We start from the raw sequence: 22,315 nt of genomic DNA, 5'->3' as shown, positions 1-22,315 counted from the left end.
GATGCTGCGATCGGGTGGATGCCTGCGGGCATGACCCATTTGCGCTTCGCCTTACTGCCGATTGCCATGCTGTGTGCCGCCCCGGCGGCTGCGGCGGAGCGCAGCATCGTCGTCACCAGTTTCGACCGGCTCCGCGTCGAGGGGCCGTTCGACGTGCGCGTCACGACACGGACTGCGCCTTCGGCCCGGATCGAGGGGACGGTTCGCGCCGCCGATGGCGTTGCGGTGCGCGTCGAGGGAACGACGCTGATCGTCACGGCCGGGCCGAAGGGGTGGGACGAAGTGCCGGTCGTCGGCAAGCCGGGCACGCCGATCGTCTATCTCGGCACGCTGTCGCTGCGCGGCGCGGCGGTGATCGGCGGTGGGCGCGTGACGGTCGACGGCCCGCTGCGCGGCCAGCGAATCGACCTGCAAGTCACCGGCAGCGGCGGACTCACGATCGGTGCGCTTGATGCCGACCAGGTGAATGCGACCGTGCTCGGATCCGGACGGATGACGCTCGGCGGGCGCGGCGCGCGCGTGCGGCTGATCGCGAGCGGCGCGAGTACGATCGATGCGGGCGCGCTGCGCGGCGACGATGTGACGGTGCGGCTCGACGGCGCGGGCGCGATTGCGGCGGGCGCGCGTTACACGGCCGATGCGATCAGCACCGGGATCGGCGCGGTGACGATCTACGGCAAGCCGGCGTGCCGCGTGAAGGCGGCAGCGGGCGGGCCGATCAGTTGCGGCGAGATCGCGGCCCCGCCGACTAACACCCCGCCGGTCAAATAAGCCCGAGCGCGGCGAGCTTGCCGATCAGCGCAGCGGGCATCGCATCGCCCGTGAACACGCCATCGCCGAGATCGACCGGCGCATCGGCTGCCTCAAGATAGCGCCAGCCCTGATGCGCGCGCTTCGGGCGTCCTTCGGTCAGCACCAGTGCCGGGTCGATATGAATCGCCACGCGCCCGCCCTCGGCCTCGCCAAAGTGCAGGATCGGGGAACGCGCGACGAGCGTGTGCTTGATGATCCAGTAGAGCGAGCCGCCGCCGATGATTTCCTCGTGGCGCTTGGGCATATAGCGCGTGGTGAGGAACACCGGCCCCTCCGCCCCACGCTGTCGCAACCGTTCGGCGAGGTGATCGAGGCTGGCCGCGCCGAACGCGACCTTGGTCAGATGAAGCGGCATGGCCGCCACATGGGGGCGGCCGCGCTACCCGCCAAGCCCGAATAGCGTCGCGAGCCCCAGGAACGAGAAAAAGCCCATCACGTCGGTCATCATCGTCACGAACACCGCCGACGATACCGCCGGATCGATATCGAGCCGATCGAGCGTCACCGGGATCAGCACGCCCGACAGGCCAGCGATCAGATTATTGATCACCATCGCCATCGCGATCACGATCGCCAAATCGGTATTGCCGAAAAACAGCCAGGTGCCGAAGCCGATCAGCACGCCCAGCATCGACCCGTTGGCGGCGGCGATGGTCAGTTCACGCACGATCATGCGCTGCGTATTCGAACTGGTCAGCTGATTGGTGGCCAGCGCGCGCACGACCACGGCGAGCGTTTGCGTCCCGGCATTGCCACCCATGCCGGAGACGATCGGCATCAGCACCGCCAGCAGCGCGAAGCGCGCGATTTCGCCCTGGAACGCGCCGACCACAGACGCCGCGAGCATCGCCGTACCGAGATTGACCACCAGCCAGGTGATGCGCGTGCGCACGGTCAGCCGAATCGGTTCGTTAATGTCGCCTTCGCCCGCGCCCGAGAGCTTCAGGATGTCCTCGCCGGCTTCCTCGGAGATGATGTGGACGATGTCGTCGACGGTGATCATGCCGACCAGCCGGCCATTCGCATCGACCACCGCGGCGGAAATCAGCGCATATTTCTGGAAGCGCAGCGCGACCTCTTCCTGATCCATATCGACCGGGATCAGCGTCTGTTCGCGCTGCATGACATCGGCAATGGCGATGCCGCGCGGCGTACGCAGCACCCACGACAAGGCGACCGTGCCGACTGGCTTGTGCGCCGGATCGACCACGAAGATTTCCCAGAAATCGGTGGTCAGTTCGTCATGGCTGCGCAGATAATCGAGCACGTCGCCGACCGACCAATGTTCGGGCACCGCGATCAGCTCGCGCTGCATCAAGCGGCCGGCCGATTCCTCGGGATAGGACAGTGCTTCCTCGATCGCGGCGCGATCATCCGGGTCCAGCGCGCGGAGTACCTCGCGCTGATCGGCCGCGTCCATGTCCTCGATGATCGCGACGGCATCGTCGGTATCGAGTTCGGAGGCGATGTCGGCGACTTCGCTGGCGGAGAGCGAATCGATCAGATCCTCGCGGACGTAATCGTTCATTTCGGCGAACACGTCGCCGTCGAGCAGATCGGTAATCGACTTGGCGAGTTCGGTGCGGGCCTCGGCGGGCAGCAGTTCGAACAGATCGGCGATGTCGGCCGGATGCAGCGGTTCGACCAAAGCGCGCGCGCTCTCGGGCACGCCGTCATACACCGCATCGAGCACGGCGCGGACGAATTCGGGCTTCAGCCGGTCGTCCTCATCCAGCTGGTTGGTCTCGACCTCGGTTTCCGGAAGTTCGGCCTCGCTCATGATGGACCTCCTTGCCCGGTTCGTCGGGCGGTCTAGCCCGTGCCGCGGCATAAGCCAACGACCCGATTTGCCAGCCGCCCGCCGCCTCGCTAGGGCAGCACATCCCCTTTTCCCAGGAGTGCCACGATGGCCGATCTTCCCGAAACCCTGACCCTCTCCCTCGATAGCGGCGGCGATGTCGTCATCAAGCTGCGCCCCGACCTCGCGCCGAATCACGTCGCGCGCATCACCGAACTGGCCAATGACGGCTTTTACGACGGCGTCGTGTTCCATCGCGTGATCCCGGGCTTCATGGCGCAGGGCGGCGATCCGACCGGCACCGGGATGCACGGTTCGGACAAGCCCAATCTGGAGCAGGAATTCTCCAAGGAGCCGCACGTCCGCGGCGTTTGCTCGATGGCGCGCGCGCAGAGCCCGAATTCGGCCAACAGCCAGTTCTTCATCTGCTTCGACGACGCCCGCTTCCTCGACGGGCAATATACCGTGTGGGGCGAGGTGACGTCGGGCATGGAACATGTCGACGCGCTGCCCAAGGGCGAGCCGCCGCGTAACCCCGGCAAGATTTTGAAGGCGAGCGCTGCGTAAACGGCACCTTGCCGTCGCTCCGTTCGCCCTGAGCTTGTCCAAGGGCCGGTGCCACAAGTGCACCGCTCGCCTGTGGCACACTACCCTTCGACAGGCTCAGGGCGAACGGTGACGGGGTGGCGTTACAAAACCTTGCGCACCTGCAGGTATGCATAGCGCCCGCGCCGCGTGGCGCGTTCTTCGCGGAAGAGCAGCGGTGCCACGTCGCGTGGCCCGGCATAGACATCGCGCAACGTCGCGCTGCTGCCGTTGACGAGATTGCCGAGATCGAGCCGCAGCGTGAGGTCCGATTTCGGCTTCCACTGGCCGTAAACCGAAGCGAACGGCGGAGCGCGCCCGGTGCGCACTTCATCGATACGGTAGCTGTTGACGCGAGCGACTTCGCAGCCGTGGTCGAAACCGAACTGGAAGCGGCCGCCTTTCACATCCTGCGTGAAGCCGACATGGCATTCGAACGCCTGCTGATAGGATAGCCGCCGTGGTTGCCCCGTGAGCGGATCGATCACGCGCGAGTCGCGATAGGCCGAGCTCAGTTTCAGCAACCCGTCCTTCAGCCCGAGCCGGTCGAACGGCAGCGTCAGCGCGGCCTTGATCACGTCCGATCGGGCATGGCCGATATTGCCGGTCGCGTTGAACCCGTCGGCGAGCGGGATCGAATCGATCACGTCGAACAATTCGGTGTGGCGCGCGGTCAGTTCGAACACGCCCTTCTTCCAGAAACGCCGTTCGTACACTGCCTCCGCCGCGATCGAGTGCGACGGGCGCAGATCGGCATTGCCGCCCGAGATGGTGCCGAGCGCAAGATCGCTCGACGCGGCGAAATCGCCGAAATTGAGCTGATCGACCTCCTGTTCGAGCCTGAAGCGGAGCTGATGCCCCTCGCCCGGCAGCCAGGTGACGAGCAATTTGGGCTTGGGAAAGAAGAATCCGCGCGAACGGGCCGCATCGCCGGTCTGGCTGATCCGCGACACTTCGAAACGCAGCGTGCCGTCAACGGTCAGCTTGGACGCCGGTTTCCAGATCGCCTGCGCGAACCCCTCCCCGCGCAGCTCGCTGACGCGCACGGCGGCGTTGGGCAGCGGGACCGCGACGCCGCCCTCGGCATAAGCGGTGCGGCTATCGAGGAAATTGTAGGCAACCTCGCCGCCGCCCTCGAAGCTCCACGCGCCGCCGGGGCGGAAACTGTCGGTCGCGCGCAGCACGCTTTCGCCACCGGTCGCGCGGCTGGTGAAGAGCGAATCGCTGCCCGCGCTGTCGGACAGACCGCGATAGGTGTTGCGATTGAGGCGTTGCAGGCCGGTCAGTTCGAACGTGCTGCGCGGCCGTTCGCGCGTCCAGGTGAAGCCGACTTCGCCATTGGGATAGACGCTGCTTTCGGTGACGCGCTCGTCATCGCCCGGCCCGGCGAGGATACGGGTGGTCTGGGTATCGTGCTGGTGGAAATAATCGAGCAGCGCATTCGCCTGCAACTTGCCGCCCATGAAGGGTCGCTGGATCGAGGCGCGCGCGTTGTAGTCGGAAAAGCGTTCGCGAAAGCCCAAGGCGGCGCTCTGCAGCGGCAAACCAAACGACGTGGTGCGTGTGCGCGTGCCGGTGTTGCTGTTGCCCCGGTCGTCGGTCGCGTAGAACGATGCCTCGGTCACGCGATCGCCATTGCGCCGCGCGTAGGACAGCTTGCCCACCGGCCCGATCTCGCCGTCGTCGTAGATGTAGCTGTTGCCCTCCGCAACCAGCTCGGTCTTGGGCGCGCGCTTGACGATCACGTTCGCGACGAGCGCCCGCCCGCGCATGTCGATCCCGGGCGCGCCGCCGCGGATCAGTTCGATCCGCTCGACACTGGCGGCGGTGATGCGGCCGAGAATATCAGCGACATTGTCGCTCTTCGACGAGGGTCGGCTGCCGTCGATCAGCACGTTGCTGCTCGCGCCCGAAAGTCCGCGCGAATCGATATCGCCGATGTCGAGCGTGAAGCCCGGCAGGCGTTGGATCATGTCGAGCGCGGTGCCGGGATTGCTGCTTGCGAAGAAGCTGGCGGGATAGACCAAGACTGCTTGCGAGGCCGTGGCCGCTGGCGCGGTTTGCGCATAGGCCACGGGCGGACACAGCGCAGCGAGCGCGACGGCGCGTGACCAGATTCCCCACCGTCCCACTTCCGCCTCCCGGGCCACCCGGCTCCGCTAATGGCGTGGGATTACGGCATAAAACAGGCGCTAAACGCCCGGCTCGGCAAGGGTCGCGAGCAGCCAGTCGTGGAACAGCTTGACCGGGCGCGTGGCGAGCGCGCGCGGGCGGCACGCGAACCAATAGCTGTACGGGCTCTCGACCGCGATATCGAACAGCCGCACCAGCCGATCGTCATGCGCATCCTGGAAATGGCTTTCGTGCATGAAGGCGATGCCGAGCCCCTGCGCCGCGGCCTCCAGCATCAACTGTCCGGAATCAAAATGATCGATCGCCAGCGGTTCGAGGTCGCCCAGCCCCGCCGCGGCACGCCACGCGCTGAACGTGTCGGGCATGTCGCGGTGGACCAGCGCGGTCAGCCGGGCGAGTTGTTCGGGCCGCACCACCGGATCGTCGCGCTCGATCAGCGTGCGCGCGCCGATGACATAGACCTGGTTGCGATCGAGCCGGCGCGCATAGAGCGCCGGATCGATATCACGCGCGAGCGCGATCACCGCGTCCAGCCCCTCGCCCAGTCGCGACAGGAGGTGCGCGGCGGTGTCGATATCGAGATGCAGTTCGGGATGTTTGGTGCGCAATTCCCCGAGCCGCGGGAAGAGCTTCTGCGAGGCATAGAGCGGCAGGATGCCGAGCCGCAAACGCAGCACGTCGGTGTTGCTCGTCATCACCTCGACCGCGTCGGACAATTGATCCAGCGCCGGGGCGATCTGCGCAAGCAGCCGTTCGCCATCGGCATTGAGCACCACCGCCTGATGCCGCCGTTCGAACAGGGGGCGGCCGATGAAGCGCTCAAGCGCCTGAATGCGGCGGCTAAGCGCGGGCGGGGACAGCGCAAGCTCTTGCGACGCCGCCTTGATCGATCCGGTCCGCGCGACCTGGACAAACGCCTCGATCGCGGTGAGCGGTGGCAGTCTGCGCATTGTTCCTTACGGCCCTCTCAATTTTCTTTGTGCGACGCACCAAGATACCGTTGGCTCGAAAGCTATCATTTCTCCACGGCGAATGGGAAGCACCGATTGCAGAAAGTGCAATCGCGATCGGTTCTTTCGCACTTGCAACATAATCCGAGTCGCCGCACATAGGGGGTGCCTTTCAGGCATCCTCTCCTAAAACTTTCAAGGCCGATCCTCCGGGGTCGGCCCTTTTTTTGTTCTTTTTCCGTCGCTTGCCGAAGGGGTGCCGAGCCACCCTGTTTTTCGCGGAACCGCCTACCTATCTCGCGCACTCTGTAACGGGTTCCAAGCGAAGGTAGCACACATGGCAGATGCCGAGGCACCGATTCGGAAATTGCAGGTCGCCAATGCGCGGCCGGAAGACAGCGGCCGTGGCCTGGCGCATCTGCCGCGCGCGATGCTCGCCGCACTCGGCATTGGCGAGGGCGATGTCATTGAGATCATCGGCAAATCCTCGACGCCTGCGCGCGCCGTCGCGCCCTATGCCGAGGATGAGGGGCTGGAGATCATCCGCATCGACGGCCTGCAGCGCGCCAATGCCGGGGTCGGATCAGGCGATTTTGTCGAAGTGCGCAAGGTCGAATCGAAGGCCGCGACACGCGTCGTGTTCGCGCCGGCGCAGCAGAATTTGCGCCTGCAGGGGTCGAGCCAGGCGTTGAAGCGCACTTTCTTCGGCCGCCCGCTGACGCAGGGCGATATCGTAGCGACGGCCGGGCAGCAGCGTGTCGATAACATGCCGCCGGGGGTGCAGAACATGCTCCGCGCGCCTGCTTATGCCTTGCAGGAAATCCGCCTCGCGGTCATTTCGACCGTGCCGAGAGGTGTGGTCCATGTCGACGAGACGACCGAGATCGAACTTCGCCCCGAATATGAGGAGCCGAAGGAAGCGCGCCGCGCCGACGTCACCTATGACGATATCGGCGGCATGGGCCCGACGATCGACCAGTTGCGCGAGATGGTCGAGCTGCCGCTGCGCTATCCCGAACTATTCCAGCGCTTGGGCGTCGATCCGCCCAAGGGCGTGTTGCTGCACGGGCCGCCGGGTACCGGCAAGACCCGCCTCGCGCGCGCGGTTGCCAACGAATCGGCGGCGGAGTTCTTCCTGATCAACGGCCCTGAAATCATGGGTTCGGCGTACGGCGAATCGGAAGGCAAGTTGCGCCAGGTGTTCGAGGAAGCGGCCAAGGCGGCACCTTCGATCGTGTTCATCGACGAGATCGATTCGATCGCGCCGAAGCGGGGCCAGGTGTCGGGCGAGGCCGAGAAGCGGCTGGTCGCGCAATTGTTGACGCTGATGGATGGGCTGGAGGCGCGCGCCAATGTCGTGGTGATCGCCGCGACCAACCGGCCCGAAGCGATCGACGAGGCGCTCAGGCGGCCCGGCCGGTTCGACCGCGAAATCGTCGTCGGCGTGCCGGACGAGCGGGGTCGGCGGGAAATCCTCGGCATCCACACGCGCGGGATGCCGCTTGGCGACAAGGTCGACCTCGATGAGCTGTCGCGCACGACCTATGGCTTTGTCGGGGCCGATATCGCCGCGCTCGCGCGCGAAGCGGCGATCGAGGCCGTGCGCAAGCTGATGCCGCGGCTGAACTTGTCCGAAGGGACGATTCCGCCCGAGATACTCGACACGCTCGCCGTGACTCGTGAGGATTTCCTCGATGCGCTGAAGCGCGTCCAGCCGAGCGCGATGCGCGAAGTGATGGTCGAGGCACCGCGCGTCCGCTGGGATGATGTCGGCGGGCTCGACGCTGCGCAAATCCGACTGAAGGAAGGCGTCGAGCTGCCGCTGAAGGACCCCGACGCGTTCCGGCGGCTTGGGATCCGTCCGGCCAAGGGCTTCCTGCTCTACGGCCCGCCCGGCACCGGCAAGACCCTGCTGGCAAAGGCGGTCGCGCGTGAGGCACAGGCAAACTTTATCGCGACCAAATCCTCCGACCTGCTCAGCAAATGGTATGGCGAGAGCGAGCAGCAGATCGCCAAGCTGTTCGCCCGCGCGCGCCAGGTGGCGCCGTGCGTAATCTTCATCGACGAACTCGATTCGCTGGTGCCCACGCGCGGCAGCGGGATGGGCGAGCCGCAAGTCACCGAACGCGTCGTCAACACGATCCTGGCGGAGATGGACGGGCTGGAGGAGTTGCAGTCGGTCGTGGTGATTGGGGCGACCAACCGGCCCAATCTGATCGATCCGGCGCTCTTACGGCCGGGCCGGTTCGATGAGCTGATCTATGTCGGCGTGCCCGATCGGGCGGGGCGCGAGCGCATCCTGAAGATCCAGACCGGCAAGATGCCGCTCGCCAGCGATGTCGATCTGTCGGCGATCGCCGGGCGGACCGATCGTTTCACCGGGGCCGATCTGGAGGATGTCGTGCGCCGCGCCGGTCTCAACGCGCTGCGCCGCAGTCTCAAGGCGGCGGAGGTGTGGATGGTCGATTTCGAGGAAGCGCTGAGCGACTCACGCCCCTCGGTCACGCCCGAGCTCGAGCGCGAGTATGAGGCGATGAAAGCGCGGCTCAAGCAGGATGCGACGGCGCTACAGCCGATCGGCTTCGTCTCGCCCGGCCAATTGCGGCCCCGCGAGGGAGATGGCTGAGGGCTCGCGCAGGGCAAAGCGGGCGTAGGCGAACAGCGCAAGCATCGCCGCGCCCGCGAGCAGATAGGGCAGCGAGTGCTGTAGCTCGTACAGACCGACGCCGATCGACGGGCCGAGCACGAAGGCGGCGCCGTTGATCGACGTGACCTTTCCCGCGACCGACCCTTGCGCATTGTGCCCGACCGCGAGCGACGCGCCCGCGGTAAAGGCCGGCCGCGTGAAACCGAAGCCGACGCTGGCCAGCGCATAGGCGCAGGCGATGGCATAGAGCGACGTGGCGATGCCCGTCAGCGCGCACCCCGCCGCGGCGAGGATTAGCCCGGTCAGCATCATCGTGCGCGGGCGCAAATTGAGATTCGGGATGATGCCCCATTGCACCAGCAACGCCGCGCCAGCGCCCATCATCAGCACGATTCCGGTCGGCTCCAGCGCTTGCGCGGGCGCGACCTGGAGACGGTCGATCACGAGGAAACCGATCGCCTGGCCGGTCATCGCCTGGCCATGGCCCATCACTAGCCCGGCGATCATCCAGCTGCGCACGCGCGGGTCGGTATAGCCGACGGCTTCGCTATGCGATTCGGTCGCCGCGGTGATGCTCGCGCCCGAACTCTGCCCGCCGATCGAGGGATAGGCGTTGGCGGCCCCGTGATAGTCGCTCGCCTCGGTCGCGGACGCGCGGTCGCCCGGCAGGATGCGCCGTACCGCGATCCACACGCACACGCCGAACAGCGAGAAGATGAAGGCGGGTCCCGCCAGCCCGATCTCGATCCGTCCGATCGAGCCGAGCAGGAGGTACGGCGCGATCGCGGGTCCGAGGATCGTACCGAGACCGAAGGCCGAGCCGAGCAACGTCAGCGCCTTGGTCCGCTCGGCCCGCGTCGTGCTGCCCGCGACCAGCGCCTGCACCGCCGGGGGTGCCGCCGCGCCGAACGTGCCATAGATCAGCCGCCCGCCGATGAAGCAGACAAACGCGGTCGTGCCGCCGATCCAGCCGTTGATCCCGGCGGCAAGGCAAATCCCGCAAAGCGCAAGCGACAATGCAAACCCGCCCATGCCGAGCAGGATCATCGCCCGCCGCCCGTGCCGATCCGAGCGGTGCGCCCAGAAGGGGGCGGCCAATACCCACAGCAGCGCCGAGACAGAGAAGGCGGCCGCAACCGCGCTGTCCGGCACCCTCAACGATCGCCCGAGTGCGGGCAGTACCGATTGCAGCGCGGTATTCCCCGCCGCGATCGTCAGCATCACGACGAACAGCAGGATGAAGGTGCGGTTGAAGCGCGTCGCCGGGGTGACCTCCGGCGCACTCATCCGCGTGACCCGAAATTGAGCCGCTTCGTGATGTTGTAATCGAGCACGGTCATCACGAAAAAGGCAGCGGCCTGCTTGGTGCGCGTCCACCAACCGGTGCGGGCGCGATAGAGATCGGCAGTGATCCGTTCGGATTCCGCAACCTCGCCATCGACATAGGCGCGGACATGCGCGGCGAAGGCGGCGTCCTCGATTCGCAGCATGATCTCGAGATTCAGGAACAGGCTCCGAATATCGTAATTAGACGATCCAATATAGACGACATCATCGAGCAGGAAGAGCTTGGTGTGCAGCTTGGTCGGCTGATACTCGTAAATCTCGACGCGTTTGCGCAGCAGCCCGGCATAGGTGAAGCGCGACGCCCAGATCGCGGCGCCATGATCGTTCTTCGACGCTAGCACGATCCGTACCCGCCCGCGCATCCCCGCCGCATCGAGCCGCCGCAGCATCGCCGGGCTGGGCGCGAAATAGGCGGAGATCAGATCGACTCGCATCGCGCGCTGCAGATCGGCCTTCAGCGCGCGCGCCCAGGGCGACAGCCGCCGCGTCGGCCCGCCGAACAGCCAGCGGACCGTGCCTTCGGGTTCGCTCCAGCTCCGCAAAGCGCGACGCAGCCCGCGAAGGGGCGGCTTCTCCCGCGCCGCCCAGCGTGCCAGCGTATCGAAATATCCGGTGATGCTGTGCGCGGCGGCACCCTCGATCAGCAGCCCCAAGTCGCGCCACGCCTGCTCGGCGGGCGTGCCGAAATAGCTGTCCTGCACGTTGAACCCGCCGATGATCGCGCGCGCATCGGGCTGCTCGCCATCGGCCAGCGCAAGCTTCTGATGGTTGCGCAGCAGATAGCGCCGCCCCCAGCGCGGCACGAAGCGGCACACCGTCACCCCGGCGTCGCGCAGCGGGTCGAAGAAATCGTGGCTTTCCGCCACTTCGCTGCCAAGGCCATCGACGATCAGCGACACCGCCACGCCACGCGCCGCCGCACGGAGCATCGCCGCCCGCACCAAGGCACCCGCACGATCATCGACGTAGATGTAATAGATGATCCGCAAGCTTGCCCGTGCGCCGTCGATCAGCGCGATCAGCGCGTCCAGCCGCCGCGGCCCCGTATCGAGCAGGGTCAGTGCATTACCCGCAATCGCGAAAGTCGGTTGGGCCGCGGGCTCTGCCATCGCCGCCTGCTCTGGCGACGCGGTACGGCGCGTGCAAGCCGATTTTCTTGACTCTGCGTGCCGTCCGGATTAGCTAGCCGCCTTTCCGACATTCGTCGCACAAGAAGGAAGCCGTTCATGGCGCGCGTCACCGTCGAAGATTGCGTCGACAAGATTCCCAATCGTTTCGATCTCGTCCTGTTCGCTGCGCAGCGCGCGCGGCAGATTTCGGGTGGCGCGGAACTGACCCTCGATCGCGACCGCGACAAGAACCCGGTCGTCGCGCTGCGCGAGATCGCCGAGGAAATGGTCCATCCCGCGACGCTGAAGGAATTGGTGATTTCCGGTCTGCAGCGCGTGCAGCTGGACGATGAAGACGTGGCCGACGCGGTCGGCTCGCTCGCAGCTTCGGCCGAAGCGCTGCGTCTGACCGCTGCTGCTCCGCCGCGTAACCAGAATCTGGGTGCAGATTACGAAGGTTGAGCATGAGGCCCTTGGCTAACGCATAAGCGATAGCCGAGGATCAGCCGAATGCCGGACGGCGGGGCTACAGCCCCGGCCGACGACGTGGCTTTGCCACGGCGCTCCCGCCTATTCCCGCGAAACCGTCGCAACCGCCGCGTTCCCCAGTGCAGCGACGTCGTCCTGCGGTCCGGCATAGCCGCCATGCACCACCCGCGCGATACGCTGCAGGAGCGGTTGTGGCACGCCGTTGCTCTGGGCCGCCGCGATAAAGGCCGCCTCATCCCACGGCGCGCCTGCCTTGACGCGCGCGAACAGCGTCTTGTTGACGGCGTGCAGCCCATCGGCATTCGCAGTGCGTAGCGACTCATCCAGCGCCAGCCAGATCAGCAATCCGCACTGATAGTGCAGATCGAAATTGCCATCGGCCGTGGCGCGATCGAGCGGGGCCTTGGTCAGCCCTTTCACACAAGCGGTCTCGGCACTGCGCACCCGGCTTGCGACGTACGCGCGGTCCTCCTTCCCGCGCCGTGCCAAGGCGAGCGCGGCCATCGCATCCGCACCGCCTTCGTGAATCCATGCGGCGGTTTCGTCGCTCGCGAGCTTGCCGATCCTGTCCTGCTGGAAAAGATGCGCCGCCTCATGCGCGAAGAACCAGTCAAGCCAGAACGGTTGCTCCGCGGTCACGCGCTCACGCGCATTTTCGCCGTCGAAATGCATGAAGATCTGGCCCGGCAGCGTTCCGCCCTGATTCGAGACATGGCCATCCGCGCGGACGCGGGCGTCGATTGAGACATAGAGTTCGGGGCGGAAGGACAGCGGACCATAAAAGCGTGCGAACGTATCCATCGCGCGGGGAAGCGACCCGCGCAGATGCTCGCGCGCGGTCGGCGGGAGCCCGGGATCGATGACGGCGATAAAGCCATCCGCAGCTTCCGGTTTCAGCGTGCCGACAAAGATGCTCGTGCCTTCGTCGCGGCTGACAAAGCGGGTCTGATCAGGACCGCGCCGCCCTTCGACGCCGATCGTCTTGCCGGCTGCGGCAATGCGCATGGGCATCGCGCCGGTGCCCTCGCACGGCGCGCGCAGGCACGCATGGAACTGGCCCGAATGAATCAGGAAGCTCCCGTCGCTAAACGGCGAGAAGGGCGCGTAGCTTTTCGGCAAAGCGCGGTATCGCACGGGAAGGGTGAAGCGAACCGACCGAAACGTGCCCCCATCGACTCGCTCGATCCGCTCGCCGGGGCCCTCCTGCGTCCAGCGGAAGCCAGCCGATTGCGGGTGCCAATCCTCCGGTCGATACCCGCCCAAGGCCTGCGCGAAATGGAGCGCCTTGATCGGTGCTTTCGCCCGATAGGTGACTACGACGGTCTCATCCCGCTGCACCGCGATGTCCAGCGCGATCGGCGCTGCGGCGTCTGGGGTCGGGCGAGCGGTGGCCGCGCAGGGCGGCGCAGCAAGGCAGATAAAAAGCGCCGCCAAGGTCGCCTTCAGGAACGCCTGCATAGTACCACCTCATCCTACGCCGGCCCCACACCGGAGGGCGACGTCGCTATGGTGAAGTTTACAGCGTTGGTCTGCGCTTTCAAATCAAGTGGGCGTCGCGGCGAAGCCGCGCCGTCGGTCGGGCTTTGCCCGCCGTCCGGGGCTCGGCTGGATAGCTGAAAGAGCTACGCTCTTTCAGCGCCTCGCCCCTTAAACCCCTGCGCCACCACATACCATTCGCTCGATGCTTTCCGCGACGCGGGCGGCTTGGCGTGCTTCACCGTCGTGAAGTTGCGCTTCAATTCCGCGACCAGCGCCGTATCGGCGCCGCCTGCGAATACCTTGCCGACGAACGCCCCGCCCGGTGCCAGCACATCGATCGCGAATTCCAGCGCCGCCTCGACCAGCCCCATCGTGCGCAGCGCATCGGTTTGCGGATGGCCGACAGTGTTGGCGGCCATGTCCGACAGCACCAGATCGGGCGGACCATCGAGCGCGGCGGTCAGGCGTTCGGGCGCGACATCGGCCATGAAATCGAGCTGCAGGATCGTCACGCCCTCGATTCCGTCGACCGGCAGCAGATCGATCCCGACCACCGCCGCCTTGGGCACCAGCCGCCGTACCACCTGCGCCCAGCCGCCCGGCGCAATGCCGAGATCGACCACACGGCGCTTGCCCTTCAGAAAGGCGAAGCGTTCGTCGAGTTCGATCAGTTTATAGGCGGCGCGGCTGCGATAGCCATCGGCCTTGGCGCGCTTGACGTACGGATCGTTCAACTGGCGATCGAGCCAGCGCGTGGATTGCGCGCTGCGTTTCCGCGCCGTCTTAACGCGGACCCTGAGCCCGCCCCCATCCCTGCTCATGACCCATTTCCCATCAGTCGCCGCAAGATGCCTTCGCGAATGCCACGATCGGCGATCCCTACGCGTTCGGCCGGCCACAAATCCATGATCGTCTCCAAAATCGCGCAGCCAGCGACGACCAGATCGGCACGTTCGGTGCCGATGCAGGGCAGCGTGGCACGCTCGCGCAGGTCCATTGCGGCAAGATCCGTACTGATCTTGCGCAGTGCCGGTGCGGGGACGATCAGCCCGTCGACCTGCGCGCGATCATAATGCGTCAGGCCGAGATGCACGCTGGCGAGCGTGGTGACAGTGCCCGAGGTGCCGAGCAGACGCGGCACTTCGACGTCACGCGGCAAGCGCGCGGCGAAGGCCGCCATGCTTTCCGAAACCAGGTCGCGCATTCGCGCATAGCTGGCAGCGCGCCCCGCGACACCGCCGTCGCGCCCGGGCGGACCGTGGCCAGCGCTTTCGGTGAGTGACACCACCCCCCACGGTGCACTGTGCCAGTCGAGCACCACCGGCATATCGGGGCGCGTGTCGACCAGCACCAATTCGGTCGATCCACCGCCGATATCGAACACCAACGCAGGGCCGTCGCCCGGCTCTATCAACGTATGGCAGCCGAGTACGGCGAGGCGCGCTTCCTCCTCGGCGGAGATGATGTCGAGCAAGATGCCGGTTTCGGCATAGGCGCGGGCGATGAAATCGGCACCGTTGCTCGCGCGGCGGCACGCCTCGGTCGCGACCGCGCGCGAGAGCGTGACGTTGCGGCGCTTCAATTTTTCGGCACAGATTTTGAGCGCGGCGATGGTGCGATCGATCGCCGCATCGCTCAGCCGCCCCGAACTGGCCAGCCCCTCGCCCAGGCGGACGATTCGCGAAAAGGCGTCGACCACGGCGAAGCCGTCGCCCTGCGGCCGCGCGATCAGCAAACGACAATTGTTGGTGCCAAGATCGAGCGCGGCGAAATGCCGCGGCTCGCGTGGCCGTGCGCCCCCCTTGGTTCTGGGATAGGCGTTGCCGTGGACCGGCGCCGAACGGGCAGGTCTCGCCTGCCGGTACGGCATATCGGGAGCGTCCCCCATGCCGTGTTACTCGCTTATTCTGTTCTGCCGTCGCGTCGCGCCGGATGGGCGCGTCGTTCGGTGCTTGGGGATGATCCTAGCTGATGCCCCGATGGGCGGCAAGCGACGGACTTTACACGCGCTTGTGACACGAGCGCGCGCGCAAGCGCGGCACAGCTCAGCGCAGCCAGCTTGACTCGCGCGGCCCGCCACCGTAGAGCGCGCCTCCGCTGATGCCCCGTCGTCTAATGGTAAGACTGCGGTTTCTGATACCGCCTATTGAGGTTCGAATCCTCACGGGGCATCCAGCCAACTGAAAAATTCTGTTTCTTCTCAATAACTTGGTTAGATTGAACGAAAACCGGTCCCTCATCCGCTCCCACATCGCGTCGGCTATCCGCTCTCGCGTGCGACGAGACCGCCTTTGAGCCCATTTCTGACGATTTGAGTTCCCTTCGTCGCTCGCGATGCGCGATCGCCTTCATACAAATCTGGGATCCACACTACGGATGACGCCTGCCTTGCGCTGTCTAGCGGCGCGGGAGGAAGTTGAAATTTCCGTATAAATTCTTATAATAAATGCACAGCTTCAGTGACGGGCACTGCTTACCCACCAATTTTCCTACCACAGCGTGTGCGATTTTTTGGTCCGACATGACGCAGCTTGCGACCGGTATGCGCCCCACACCGGCCAGTCAGCTCCACAGCGCGAACCCCGAAAGCCGCCGTTTGGTAAGCCTCCCACCGCAGCGTGCCTCTCGGCAAACGATCGTCACCGGTATACCGACCTGCGCAGTGGAACGATTGGGAGAGTGGCTGAACCTGTCCAATGACTGCAAAGCTGTCTGTCTGAGCGATTGTGACTATATGGAATAATCTGAGAATCTGGAATCTCGCGATTGCCAATTGACCCCGTATCTACAGGAAAGGCCTTGCTCGCAGCCGCCAAGCCTGCGCTCGGCGCAGCGCGCGCCCAGTGGCGGCGGCGGGGGGCGTCTGCGGGTGCAGATCTCGATCCCGCGACCGTGGAGCGGGAGTTTGAGGAAGCGCTGAATACCCTCACCGGGGATGTCGCGAGGCTCAGCGGATGGTTCGTGCAGGTTCTCAAGAGCCGGTTGAGTGATCGCTCGGATCTTTTCGATAATGACGAAGTCCGCGAGTGGCTGCGCATCGATGCCGCCCGCGCCATGATCAAGGCAGCGGCAGCCGATGTGATAATGGGCCGCCCGATCGACCAGCATCGAAGCGACGCCGGGCAATCCTATGCGCAATCGAGCGGAGACGATGCCGGCTTCGGCGGTGCGCTGTTCGACATCGCGGTCGCGTTCCTGGTCCTGACGATCGATGCCCAGCTTTCCACAGAAGGTCGTGTCGTCCTCCAAGTCGTCAATGCCCGAGGCGATGAACTCCGCGATCTCATGATGGATGTTCGCGACACGATCGGTCGGCTCGAACCGCAGGGAAGTGCGGACAGCGATGAATTGCCGCCGGAAGTTGCGAACGACTATCTGACACGCGGCGTGAAACGCGAACTGCGGCTGCGCGCGGTTGTCGATCCCGATCGGCCCGACCGCGTCGAGAATTTGGCGCAGAAGGCCAGAGATGGCTGGTTGCGCCGTGCCCCGGCCGACACGCGTATCGCCGCATTCCGGATGGCGGCGCTGATTCTTGGCCGGGAAGGCCGCACGGACGAAGCCGAGGCCTGGCTCCAGGCGTCCGTCGACATCGGTGCAGGCGATCTCGTTGCCGATCGCGCACGGCTAGCAATCCGCCGCGGTGAGGAAGACACCGCGATTGCGCTTCTGGCCGGACGCGACGACGCCTTGTCGCAGAGCCTGACCGTAGAAGCCATGGAACAGCGCGACGGACGCGCCGCCGCGCTCCAGTTCAGAGCACAATTTGTCAGGGTAGAAAACCTGACGGGTTTTATGCTCAGCGCCGTGGGCACCTGGACGGCGGAAGAAGGGGACTGGACACAAGCCGAAGCGATCTTCGCGCAGGCGAGCGACGCGCAAATCGAGGAGAACCCCATTCTCCTGTTCGTCCGCGCCCGCCTGGAAATTGCACTGCTCACCCCTCCTGCGCATCGAGGTGGCATGCTCGACAATCCCGTCGGCTTTGCGCATCCGAGCGTCCTGCGCGACGATGAGGAGGGCGCGCGGCTGCGCACCGCCGCGCTACGCGACCTCACGCGCCTGGAACAGGTGCTCACCGCCCTCGAAGAGCCGAACTTCGCCGAAACCGTTGAGGGCAACCGGCTCTATCTGGAATTGGGGTCGGCCAACCCGGCGGTGGCGAATAGAGCCACCGAGATCCTGCGCGAACGGCTGGGCGACCCGGAAAGCGCGACGCGCTATCTCTGGCTGGCCTCCGCATTTGATATCGCATTCGATGATCGCCCTCTGCGCGATCATCTCGAGAAAATCCGGCTGCTCACCGGCTGGACGGACGCTCAGCTGACTTCCGCCTTCGACCTCGCCATGCGCCGGAAGGACGAGGATGTGCTGCTCGCCTTCATTGCCGATCATCGCGACCGTCTGGGCGAGACCGCCCCGGTCGAACTCGCCTTTGGTCTCGAAGTCGAAGTACTTGCGCGAAAGGGAAGGGTCGAGGAGGCGAGCGCCCGGCTTGCCGCCGCCGAAACCCGTCTTGGCGACAAGATAGTCACGCGGCTCCGCGCGATCATCGCCGAGCAGCAGGGCGGAAATCCCGTCACCCTCCGACTTGCCGCGTTCGAGCAGTCGGGTTCAGAGGCGGACCTGAACTTCTTGGTTCAGGCGCTAGCGGAGGCACGCGACACACGGACAGGGGACTATGCCGCCGATTTGTGGCGGCTACGGCATCGCACCGATGACGCGATACTCGCCTGCAACGCCTATTTCGATGCCGGGCGCGACCGCGAACTCGATGCGTTTCTTTCCGAACTCGGGCTGCTGGTCGATTCGGTGCCGCGCCTGCGCGAGCATATCGCCTGGTCACGTTACCGGGCCGGTGCGCTCGACGAGGCGCTTCGCATTCTCGAGCCGCTACGCCTTGCCGATCCGGATCGCGCACATCTCCGGCAGCTCGAAATCAACCTTGCACTCGAAGCCGGCGACTGGAACCGCCTAGGGCCACTGATCCGGCAGGATCTTGAGCGGCGCGACCAGCGCGACGCCGAGCAGTTGATCCAGTCGGCAAATCTCGCACATGCCGCCAATGACGATCTGGCCGACGAGCTCGCACGGGCCGCGGTCGCCAAGGCACCCGAAGATCCCGAGATCTTACTCCATTCCTATCAACTTGCCGTCAGGCGCGGACGCGACTGGGATGGCGAGGCAAGCGATTGGCTCAACCGCGCAATCGCGCTCTCGGGAGAATCGGGTCCGCTTCGCCCCGGCAAGCTGCGCGACCTCGTTCGCATGCGCGATGAGGATCGCCGCCGTTCGGCCGATCTCGACCGGATGATCATGACCGGCCAGATTCCCCTGGGCATGGCGACGCGGCCGCTGGGAACGACGCTCAGCGAACTCGTCCTCGGCCGGCTTGCGGGCAATGTCGGACAGCGTGACGCAATGGCGCGCATGTGCCTGCCGATGATCGCGGGAAATCGCATTGCCGCTGACCTGACCGGCGCCGAAAAGGTTGCATTCGATCCCGGCGCGCTGCTCCTCCTGCAGCTATGCGGCTTGCTCCCGGCGACACTCGAGGCCTTTGACCAAATCGTCATCGCGCCCGGAACGCTCCCCCTGCTGTTTAACGATCTCGAACGCGCACGGCGTACGCAACCATCGCGGGTCATGCAGGCGGCGCGCATCAAGGCGCTGATCGACCAGGGTAGCGTCGCGACCTTCGACGAAGGCGAGAGCGAAGACGATTTCATTCCCTTATTCGAGCGGGCTGAGCAGCTGGACGGCCTGGTTTTCCACAGCTTGCCCCTCTTTGAACCGGGCTCGTTCAACGAGCAGGTCCGCGACCCTTCCCCCTTCACCGAGCGGCTTGTTGGCGGCGACGCCATCGTTGCCGCGCTGGCGGCCTCGGGCGAGATCACTGGCGAGGAACTGACGCGCGCCGGCGCGGCGATGCGAGGGTTGGGTGGCGAATGGCCGGATGCGCCTTTGGTCGATCTCGACAAACCGCTCATTCTCGACTCGACCGTCCTTCACGCGCTCGATGACGCCGGCGTTCTCGATGCGCTGGTCGTCAGCGGGGCACAGCTCCACACGCCGCGTTCGACGCTGGAGCATGCGGAGCGCGAGATCGAAGGACAACGCCGCAGCGTAGAATTGGAGCGGGCGATCGAGGCGGTCAGGACATCTATGCGCACGGCCCTGTTGAACGGGAAAGCGCGCGTTTCGCCGTTCCACCGCATAGGCCGGCGCAAGGGCAGGAGCGTCGAGGACGAGCTAGAGCGCGATGCCGAGCTGACGCCGATGATCTCGCTGCTTCAAGATGCCTCCGCCTTTGAAGTTCTCGTGTCCGGCGACCGCGTGGTGAACCAGCACGGACACGTCACCGATGAGGCAAAGATTGCAAAGCCGGTGGTTACCCCGCTCGATGTGATCGACCAGCTCGAACGTGCCGGGCGTATCGATGTGGCAAGGCGGACGGCCGCACGGCGCAAACTGCGCGAAGCCGGCGTCGCAATGATTCCGGCGAGCGCCGACGAAATCATGAGCGCGGTAGCCGAGAGCAACTGGGCTATCGGCGGCGGCAGATCGCTCCGCGCGATCGCGGCGTCGTTGCACCTCCCTTTGTTGCGCAAAGCCGTGCAATTGCCGGTCGACCGGCACTGGCTAGAGAGCGTGACCGTCGCGCTCACCGTCTCGATCAGGCGATGCTGGCGCGAACTCGCGCCGGAAATCGCGAAGGTCGCTTCGGACTACCTGTTCGCGCTGATTCCCGCATTGGCGTCGCACGTATCGGCCGATCAAGACGCGGACGGTCCCTTATGGGCGCAGAACGTCCTGACCGCTTCCTACGCTTTGCTAGCCATGCCACTGGATATTCCTCGCGAGCGCCTGCCAGAATATCGGGAGTGGTATGAGCAAGTGCCGGGTGCACGGCTCGACGGGCGCGACCGGCTGCTGGTGCCCGCGGTCTATGAGCGGATCCGGCTCGTGCTGCTGATGCAGGAAGATGTCGTTCCCGAAGAGAAGGGCAGTGAGGAGATTGCGGCGGTCGATATCCGGCGACTGATGGTGAGCCTGCTCCCGGACCGGCATCGAACGCCGGTCACCGACAATGCAGAGGTTCGTGCGGCGCTGGGCTTGTGCGCGGACTGCATCGACTTGGCAGGGCATGAAGTGCGGATCGGCGACTTTGCTGATTTCCTGCGAAGGGCGCTGGTGGGCGAGGCTTCACCGCTTGTCGGGCAGGGCGGCTCGGAAATTGCCGCGCGTGGCGAAGCCAATGCCGATGGGTCGGTTTCGATTCTCGTCGGTGGCGAGCGCCTGCGCGTCCATGAGGCTGGACTATTCAGCGAAGACGCGACGATCCGTACCGCCACCATCGAGCGAATGCTGGCGAACCGCCGGCTGGCGCCTTCGGCTGCCGATCGCTGGCGCGCGGCCGCGGCATCGGAGCCGATCCCTCCTGACCTGTTCATGATCCTCGCCGAGGCGGTCAACGCGACCCCCCAGGCCTTCGTCGAGCATATCGTCGATCTGTCGTCCGACGAGTTGACCTTCGGCAGCCTCGCGGTGCTCGAGGCGCGCCACTATGAGAACATCCTCGATCCCGAGCGGGGTGACGGCACCTTGCCGGGCACGCTGGCGGCGCTCGCTCTATCCTGGGCGGGCGATCCCGATCCCGCAGGCGCGATCGAGGCGCTGGCGCCGCTGCGCGTCTCGCCCGACTTTCCGCTCGGGCAACTTGCCGACGGGCTCGATGCCGAGGCGGTCGCGACGCTGACTCTGCGCCTGCTTGAGCTCGGCGATCCGTTCGGCGTGATCGCGGGGCTGGAACTCGCCTGTCCACGCGCAGAATCGCCGGCTTGCGCCGACGCCATCGACCGGTTCGTCCAGCGCCTGCTGGGCGACGACACGCTGCTCGACAATCTCGCCTATGACTTCAGTACCGTCGCGCTGATCGCCCTGACGCTCACTGACAGGCACAATACGCTTGCGGACTGGCCGCTGTCTCTGCGCCGCTGCGGAGTCCTCGCCCATGCCGGCTATGCAGTCCGGGCGCTTCAGACATTCGAAGTGAACCGGAACGGGCTGTTCGAGGAGATCCAGCGCTGGGCAATGCCCAGAGCCGCCCTCAACGCCATTCTCGATCGAAGCGAAGGGCCGGTCTGGGCGCGCGAATGGCTGCAGCCGCGCGTGGTCAAGGGCTATGCGCTGCGCCGGATTGCCGCGGCGCTGGCCGACGTGCCCGCCGGGCACGGCAAGGCGGAATGGGTTGAGAGCTTTCAGAAGGCGCTCGAGCGCTGCAAGGAGGCCGGCCTTGGCGTCTCGCTTCAGTTGCACGGGCCGCTGGACGAATTCGGGAGGACCTTCCTTCAGGTGCTGGACGACCCGGCGCCGGTGATCGACGCGCTCGAGACTGCCGACGCGGCCGGTGCGGAAGCATTGTTGTTTGGGATGCTCTGGTCTTACTCGGCTCCGGACGATGCGGGCCTGCTCGCCGAGCGTGTCCATAGCCTCATCGTCCGTGCTTCCGCCCCCGATCGGGCGGGGATAGCCCGGATGGGTTTGTCGGTCGCCACGCGCTGGCGGCTGCCGATGCTGGCCGACAGGATTATGGAAGCGGTCTGGAACGATCCCGAGCACGCGGGCTTCGCGACTATCGCGCTTACCGAAATCACCATAGCCGCTGCACTTGCCCACGCCGAGCCTGCGCAGCAACGCGAGGCGCTCGGCCAGCGGCTGGGACGCATCGTATTCGGCGGCTTGCCGGCAGCCGAACGGTCGAAGATCGCCCGAGTTCTGGACACGGTCGCCAATGCCAAACCCGAATGGGCAGAAACGCTTGAGCTTTTACGAAGCGCGGCGCTCTTGCCGGGATAGCCACTAGAATCATGAGATAGTTAATCTGCCATCGAGAATCGAACTCGTTTTCCGTTGTGAGGGGGCGGCTGCGGCCGTGCGTTGTGGGCGAAATCGCTTATTCGCG

General features: G+C 65.6%; 14 protein-coding genes and 1 tRNA gene. 6 read left to right on the top strand and 9 right to left on the bottom strand.

Annotated features, from left to right (window positions below; genetic code table 11):
* Positions 1-30: 30 nt before the first annotated feature.
* On the top strand, positions 31-771 hold the full coding sequence (locus AB5I39_RS08870; RefSeq protein WP_404373844.1) for a GIN domain-containing protein: 741 nt from the start codon (positions 31-33) through the stop codon (positions 769-771).
* Here AB5I39_RS08870 and AB5I39_RS08865 read toward each other — a convergent pair.
* Both AB5I39_RS08865 and mgtE read right to left on the bottom strand, forming a co-directional pair.
* Positions 764-1,168, bottom strand: a complete 405-nt coding sequence (locus AB5I39_RS08865; protein WP_404373842.1) for a DUF1489 family protein — start codon at positions 1,166-1,168, stop codon at positions 764-766. The genes AB5I39_RS08870 and AB5I39_RS08865 overlap by 8 nt on opposite strands.
* Positions 1,169-1,192: 24 nt before the next feature.
* Positions 1,193-2,593 carry a magnesium transporter gene (gene mgtE / locus AB5I39_RS08860; RefSeq protein WP_404373840.1) on the bottom strand — a complete coding sequence of 467 codons (1,401 nt, stop codon included), beginning with the start codon at positions 2,591-2,593 and terminating at the stop codon, positions 1,193-1,195.
* Between the two features lie 126 nt (positions 2,594-2,719).
* Between mgtE and AB5I39_RS08855 the strand changes: the two genes are divergently transcribed.
* Entirely contained in the window at positions 2,720-3,178 is a 459-nt protein-coding gene (locus AB5I39_RS08855) for a peptidylprolyl isomerase (protein WP_404373838.1), read from the top strand.
* Between the two features lie 122 nt (positions 3,179-3,300).
* Here the strand turns inward: AB5I39_RS08855 and AB5I39_RS08850 are convergent, their stop codons facing one another.
* Together AB5I39_RS08850 and AB5I39_RS08845 are read right to left on the bottom strand one after the other, a co-directional pair.
* Complete coding sequence (locus tag AB5I39_RS08850) at positions 3,301-5,328, bottom strand: TonB-dependent receptor plug domain-containing protein (RefSeq protein WP_404373836.1); 2,028 nt, start codon at positions 5,326-5,328, stop codon at positions 3,301-3,303.
* A 60-nt stretch (positions 5,329-5,388) separates the two neighbouring features.
* Positions 5,389-6,279, bottom strand: a complete 891-nt coding sequence (locus tag AB5I39_RS08845) for a LysR substrate-binding domain-containing protein (protein WP_404373834.1) — start codon at positions 6,277-6,279, stop codon at positions 5,389-5,391.
* 337 nt (positions 6,280-6,616) lie between these two features.
* Here AB5I39_RS08845 and AB5I39_RS08840 point away from each other — a divergent pair, with 337 nt between their 5' ends.
* The gene (locus tag AB5I39_RS08840; protein WP_404373832.1) at positions 6,617-8,905 is read left to right on the top strand and encodes a CDC48 family AAA ATPase; all 2,289 of its coding nucleotides are present in this window, start codon (positions 6,617-6,619) and stop codon (positions 8,903-8,905) included.
* Here the strand turns inward: AB5I39_RS08840 and AB5I39_RS08835 are convergent.
* Both AB5I39_RS08835 and AB5I39_RS08830 read right to left on the bottom strand, forming a co-directional pair.
* The gene (locus AB5I39_RS08835) at positions 8,846-10,213 is read right to left on the bottom strand and encodes an MFS transporter (protein WP_404373830.1); all 1,368 of its coding nucleotides are present in this window, start codon (positions 10,211-10,213) and stop codon (positions 8,846-8,848) included. The two genes, AB5I39_RS08840 and AB5I39_RS08835, sit on opposite strands and share 60 nt — an antisense overlap.
* On the bottom strand, positions 10,210-11,382 hold the full coding sequence (locus AB5I39_RS08830) for a phosphatidylserine/phosphatidylglycerophosphate/cardiolipin synthase family protein (protein WP_404373828.1): 1,173 nt from the start codon (positions 11,380-11,382) through the stop codon (positions 10,210-10,212). Before AB5I39_RS08830 ends, AB5I39_RS08835 begins: the two co-directional genes overlap by 4 nt.
* A 117-nt stretch (positions 11,383-11,499) precedes the next feature.
* Between AB5I39_RS08830 and rpoZ the strand changes: the two genes are divergently transcribed.
* Positions 11,500-11,844: a DNA-directed RNA polymerase subunit omega gene (rpoZ, locus tag AB5I39_RS08825; protein ID WP_404373826.1), complete on the top strand. Its 345-nt coding sequence runs from the start codon at positions 11,500-11,502 to the stop codon at positions 11,842-11,844.
* A gap of 108 nt (positions 11,845-11,952) precedes the next feature.
* Here rpoZ and AB5I39_RS08820 read toward each other — a convergent pair whose 3' ends face one another.
* From AB5I39_RS08820 to AB5I39_RS08810, 3 genes are all read right to left on the bottom strand, one after another.
* On the bottom strand, positions 11,953-13,329 hold the full coding sequence (locus tag AB5I39_RS08820) for a hypothetical protein (protein WP_404373824.1): 1,377 nt from the start codon (positions 13,327-13,329) through the stop codon (positions 11,953-11,955).
* 164 nt (positions 13,330-13,493) lie between these two features.
* Positions 13,494-14,171 carry an RlmE family RNA methyltransferase gene (locus AB5I39_RS08815; protein ID WP_404373822.1) on the bottom strand — a complete coding sequence of 226 codons (678 nt, stop codon included), beginning with the start codon at positions 14,169-14,171 and terminating at the stop codon, positions 13,494-13,496.
* Positions 14,168-15,238, bottom strand: coding sequence for a Ppx/GppA phosphatase family protein (locus AB5I39_RS08810; RefSeq protein WP_404373820.1), 1,071 nt, complete (start codon positions 15,236-15,238; stop codon positions 14,168-14,170). Before AB5I39_RS08810 ends, AB5I39_RS08815 begins: the two co-directional genes overlap by 4 nt.
* A gap of 213 nt (positions 15,239-15,451) precedes the next feature.
* Between AB5I39_RS08810 and AB5I39_RS08805 the strand changes: the two genes are divergently transcribed.
* Together AB5I39_RS08805 and AB5I39_RS08800 are read left to right on the top strand one after the other, a co-directional pair.
* Positions 15,452-15,525 (top strand) — tRNA-Gln (locus AB5I39_RS08805).
* 624 nt (positions 15,526-16,149) lie between these two features.
* Complete coding sequence (locus tag AB5I39_RS08800; RefSeq protein WP_404373818.1) at positions 16,150-22,209, top strand: hypothetical protein; 6,060 nt, start codon at positions 16,150-16,152, stop codon at positions 22,207-22,209.
* Positions 22,210-22,315 lie beyond the last annotated feature (106 nt).

Origin of the sequence: Sphingomonas sp. MMS24-J45 (genome assembly GCF_044881195.1) — a bacterium.
In the GTDB taxonomy this organism is placed as follows: domain Bacteria; phylum Pseudomonadota; class Alphaproteobacteria; order Sphingomonadales; family Sphingomonadaceae; genus Sphingomonas.
Note: the sequence above shows the minus strand (reverse complement) of the source record. Positions and strands in the feature narration are given on the sequence as shown.